This window comes from Streptomyces sp. NPDC058665, from assembly GCF_042714995.1.
Lineage (GTDB): Bacteria > Actinomycetota > Actinomycetes > Streptomycetales > Streptomycetaceae > Streptomyces.
In genome coordinates this window covers 1-4,415 of the sequence record NZ_JBHXRX010000134.1, presented here as the reverse complement: position 1 = coordinate 4,415, position 4,415 = coordinate 1, and the positions used below count along the sequence as shown (strand labels likewise).

Below are 4,415 nucleotides of genomic sequence, written 5' to 3'. Positions count from 1 at the left end.
TCGCCGGCATGGTCGCCGCGATCGCCACCGGCGACACCCCCTCGCAGCTGGAGGAGCGCGGCGTCACGCCCACGGCGTGGATGGCCGCGACCACCGCCAAGTTCGACGGCTACACGATCATCGAGAAAGACCTCGTCGACAACGCCGTCGGGGACGCCGCGCAAATCTCGGACGACGCCAGGAACGACGCCATCATCAACGGCGCGATCGTGGTGATCGCCCTGCTGGCGGCCTTCGTGCTGGCCGGCATGATGGCGCGGCAGATGAGCCGGGCGATGCGCCAGCTCCGTACGGCCGCCTTCGGCATCGCCGAGCAGCGCCTGCCGATGCTGGTCGACCAGCTCTCCCGGACCGAGCCCGGCCGGGTCGACACCCGCGTACAGCCCATCCCGATCGACTCCAGGGATGAGATCGGCGAGGTCGCGCGCGCCTTCGACCAGGTGCACCGCGAGGCCGTCAGGCTCGCCGCCGAGCAGGCCATGCTGCGGGGCAACGTCAACGCGATCTTCACCAACCTCTCGCGGCGCAACCAGTCCCTGATCGAGGGGCAGTTGACCCTGATCACCGATCTGGAGAACAACGAGGCCGAGCCGGAGCAGCTGGAGAACCTCTTCAAGCTGGACCACCTCGCGACCCGTATGCGCCGCAACGGCGAGAACCTGCTGGTCCTCGCCGGTGAGGAGCCGGGGCGGCGCTGGAACCAGCCGGTGCCGCTGGTCGACGTACTGCGTGCCGCGTCCTCCGAAGTGGAGTCGTACGAGCGCATCGAGCTGACCGGGGTGCCGGAGACCGACATCCACGGCCAGGCCGTGACCGACCTCGTGCACCTGCTCGCCGAGCTGCTGGAGAACGCGACGACGTTCTCCTCGCCGCAGACCAAGGTGCGGGTGACCGCGACCCGGCTGCCCGACGGCCGCGTGATGATCGAGATCCACGACAAGGGCATCGGCCTCACCGCCGAGGACTTCGCCGACATCAACCACAAGCTGGCCAACCCGCCCACCGTGGACGCCGCGGTGTCCCAGCGCATGGGGCTGTTCGTGGTCGGCCGGCTGGCCGACCGGCACGGCGTACGGGTGCAGTTGCGGCCCTCCGGTGAGCAGGCGGGCACCACGTCGCTGGTCATGCTCCCGGACGCGATCACGCACGGTGGCGGCGGCGAGCAGCCGGCGCCCGACGACTTCACCGTCTCGCAGATCATTCCGGAGCAGCAGGGCGCGACGTTCGAGCCGGAGTCGGGGGAGCTGTCGGCGCCGATGCTGACGGCGGCCGAACTCGGCTTCGACGACTCCCGTTACGACGAGGGGGCCGGGGCGGCGGATCCGCGCAGTCTCGACCCGGTCAACCGCTCCCTCATGCGCGACGAGCGCCGCGCGGCCCTGGGCGGTGGCAACGGCGCAGCCACGGCCCTGCCCGGCGGCGAGCAGCCGCTCTACGGCGACCAGACCGAGGGCCAGTACGCGCCGCAGGAGGCCGCGTACGACCAGAACGGCTACGCCGCCGCGGGAGGTGCCGCCGACGGCGGACAGGCCTACGAGGGCGCGGCGTACGACGCGTACGCGACCCCCGACGGCTACCAGACGGGCGGCGCGGACGGCTATCGGACGGCCGACGGATACCAGGCGCAGCAGGACCCGCTGGGCGGCGGCTATTCGGAAGGGGCCTACGAGGCTCCTCAGGCGGACGGGGCGGGTTACGACAACCTCTTCGCCCCCCAGGCCGACCAGGGTGGCTGGAGCGACCAGAACGGCTACCAGGGCGGGTACCAGCCGGACCGGCAGGCCGAATCGGAATCGTCCGACGGCGCTGCGGCGGGCACCCCGGAGCGCGTAGAATTCGAACGTCCGGGGCCCTCGCCGAGCACCAGTCACACGATGACGGGGGCGGGTCTGCCGCGCCGTGGCAGCACCTCGCAGCCGAAGCCTCAGTCATGGCAGCCGGCCGGCGGGGACGAGGGGCAGTCGAACGGTCAGGCCGGCGGTCGGACCGATCTCTTCGGCGGGACCTCACCCCTGGCCGCCACGCCGAAGAAGCCCGCTCAGGCTTTCCAGGCTCCCGACCAGCAGGCGGGGACCGCCGAGACACAGCAGACGAACGAGAACGACGACACGTACACACCGACAGCCCCGCCGCAGAACGGACGGAGTGAGACGGACGCCGCGGACGACTGGCGTTCGACGAACGACGACCGTTGGCAGCGGGCCGAGAAGCTCCGCGAGCCGAAGGCCGGCGGGATCACCCCGTCGGGACTCCCCCGGCGCGTTCCCAAGGCCAACCTGATCGAGGGAACCGCGGAGCAGACGCCGCAGAACGGCCCCCAGGTCTCACGCGCGCCGGAGGATGTACGTGGCAGGCTGAGCAACCTGCGGCGCGGCGTCCAGCGGGGCCGCAACGCGGGGGCGGGCAACGCGGGGGCGGGCAACGCGGGAACAACGGGGACGGATACGAACGGACCGGGTCGAGGCCCGGGCAGTACCTACAACCAGGAGCGTTAGTGTGAGCCCGATGAGCCAGGCGGCGCAGAATCTCAACTGGTTGATCACCAACTTCGTGGAGCACACCCCCGGGGTGTCCCACACCGTGGTGGTCTCCGCCGACGGACTCCTGCTTGCCATGTCCGAGGGCTTCCCGCGTGACCGCGCCGACCAACTCGCGGCCGTCGCCTCGGGCCTGACCTCGCTGACCGCCGGGGCCTCCAGGATCTTCGAGGGCGGTGCCGTCACCCAGACCGTGGTGGAGATGGACCGCGGATTCCTCTTCCTCATGTCCATCTCCGACGGCTCCTCGCTGGCCGTCCTCGCGCACCCCGAGGCCGACATCGGCCTGGTGGGCTACGAAATGGCTCTGCTCGTCGACCGGGCGGGGACGGTGCTGACGCCGGACCTGCGCGCCGAACTCCAGGGAAGTCTTCTCAACTAACAGACGGACAGTGCGTTTCGCGCCATCGCACCATAGGGTTCGGTGGCGCGGCTCCACAGAACAGAAACCGGCGACCGGAGTCGGAGGAGGAAACGGTGGCAACACCCCCAGGCGGACATCCTTATGAGGGTGGCCGACAGGTCCCGGGTGAGCGTGCCCGGAACCACTTCAACTCCCCCTCCACGCCGGGCGGGAACGGCGGTCAGGGCGGGCAGTGGGACGGCGGCGGACAGCCGTATCATCCACAGCAGCAGACGTACCAGCAGTCTCAACAGCCGTACGGAGAACAGCAGTCGTACGGTCAGGGTCAGCAACAGCCGTACGGACAACAGCAACCGTACGGTCAGGGGCAACAGCAGCCGTACGGACAGCAACCCTCGTACGGCCGGCCGACACCCCGGATCCAGCCGGTTCAGCCGAGGCGCCACCAGGAGCCGGAGCCCGCCGCGCACAACCCGTTGGTACGTCCGTACGCCATGACCGGCGGCCGGACGCGGCCGCGGTACCAGCTCGCCATCGAGGCACTGGTCAGCACGACGGCCGATCCGTCCAGGCTGCAAGGGCAGTTGCCCGAGCACCAGCGGATCTGCCGGCTCTGTTTCGAGATCAAATCGGTCGCCGAGATTTCGGCACTGCTCTCCATCCCCCTGGGCGTCGCCCGGATCCTCGTAGCCGACCTGGCGGAGGCCGGACTTGTCGCCATTCACCAACCCGGCGGCGACGAGACCGCCGGGGGCCAACCAGATGTGACACTGCTCGAAAGGGTGCTCAGTGGACTTCGCAAGCTCTAGCGGCGGTGCAGCCCGCTCAACCACCAGCGCGAAGATCGTGGTGGCGGGCGGATTCGGCGTGGGCAAGACCACGTTCGTCGGCGCCGTCTCGGAGATCAACCCGCTGCGTACCGAAGCCGTCATGACCAGCGCCTCCGCCGGCATCGACGACCTCACCCACACCGGAGACAAGACCACCACCACGGTGGCCATGGACTTCGGCCGTATCACCCTTGACCAGGACCTGATCCTCTACCTGTTCGGCACGCCCGGACAGGACCGTTTCTGGTTCATGTGGGACGACCTGGTGCGCGGCGCGATCGGCGCCGTCGTCCTCGTCGACACCCGCCGCCTCGCCGACTGCTTCCCCGCCGTCGACTACTTCGAGAACTCGGGACTCCCGTTCGTCATCGCCCTCAACGGCTTCGACGGACACCAGCCCTACACCCCCGACGAAGTCCGTGAGGCACTCCAGATCGGCCCCGACACCCCGATCATCACGACCGACGCCCGGCACCGCGCCGACGCCAAGAGCGGACTCATCACCCTCGTGGAACACGCGCTCATGGCACGACTTCGCTGAACCGGTTCCGCCGGACGGCAACGGCAGACGGCAGAGGCCCCGCACTCCGAGGAGTGCGGGGCCCGGAAGCAAAACAAAAAAACGAACCCAACAAACATACCAAAATACACGATTAACAGATAGACATGCAAAAAGCCGTCCCG

At 69.2% G+C, this 4,415-nt stretch carries 4 protein-coding genes; all 4 read left to right on the top strand.

Annotation, left to right across the window (positions count from 1 at the left end):
• Window positions 1-2,495: ATP-binding protein (locus ACFWV8_RS38170; protein ID WP_384215076.1), on the top strand; the 2,495-nt coding region annotated here is incomplete at its 5' end.
• A gap of 10 nt (window positions 2,496-2,505) precedes the next feature.
• The gene (locus ACFWV8_RS38165; RefSeq protein ID WP_189105601.1) at window positions 2,506-2,919 is read left to right on the top strand and encodes a roadblock/LC7 domain-containing protein; all 414 of its coding nucleotides are present in this window, start codon (window positions 2,506-2,508) and stop codon (window positions 2,917-2,919) included.
• 95 nt (window positions 2,920-3,014) lie between these two features.
• Window positions 3,015-3,710: a DUF742 domain-containing protein gene (locus ACFWV8_RS38160; RefSeq protein WP_329381054.1), complete on the top strand. Its 696-nt coding sequence runs from the start codon at window positions 3,015-3,017 to the stop codon at window positions 3,708-3,710.
• The gene (locus ACFWV8_RS38155) at window positions 3,691-4,272 is read left to right on the top strand and encodes an ATP/GTP-binding protein (RefSeq protein WP_031229389.1); all 582 of its coding nucleotides are present in this window, start codon (window positions 3,691-3,693) and stop codon (window positions 4,270-4,272) included. Before ACFWV8_RS38160 ends, ACFWV8_RS38155 begins: the two co-directional genes overlap by 20 nt.
• Window positions 4,273-4,415 lie beyond the last annotated feature (143 nt).

Coding starts and splice junctions, on each gene's coding strand:
- ACFWV8_RS38165 (WP_189105601.1), top strand. CDS start 2,506: ATGAGCCAGGCGGCGCAGAATCTCAACTGGTTGATCACCAACTTCGTG.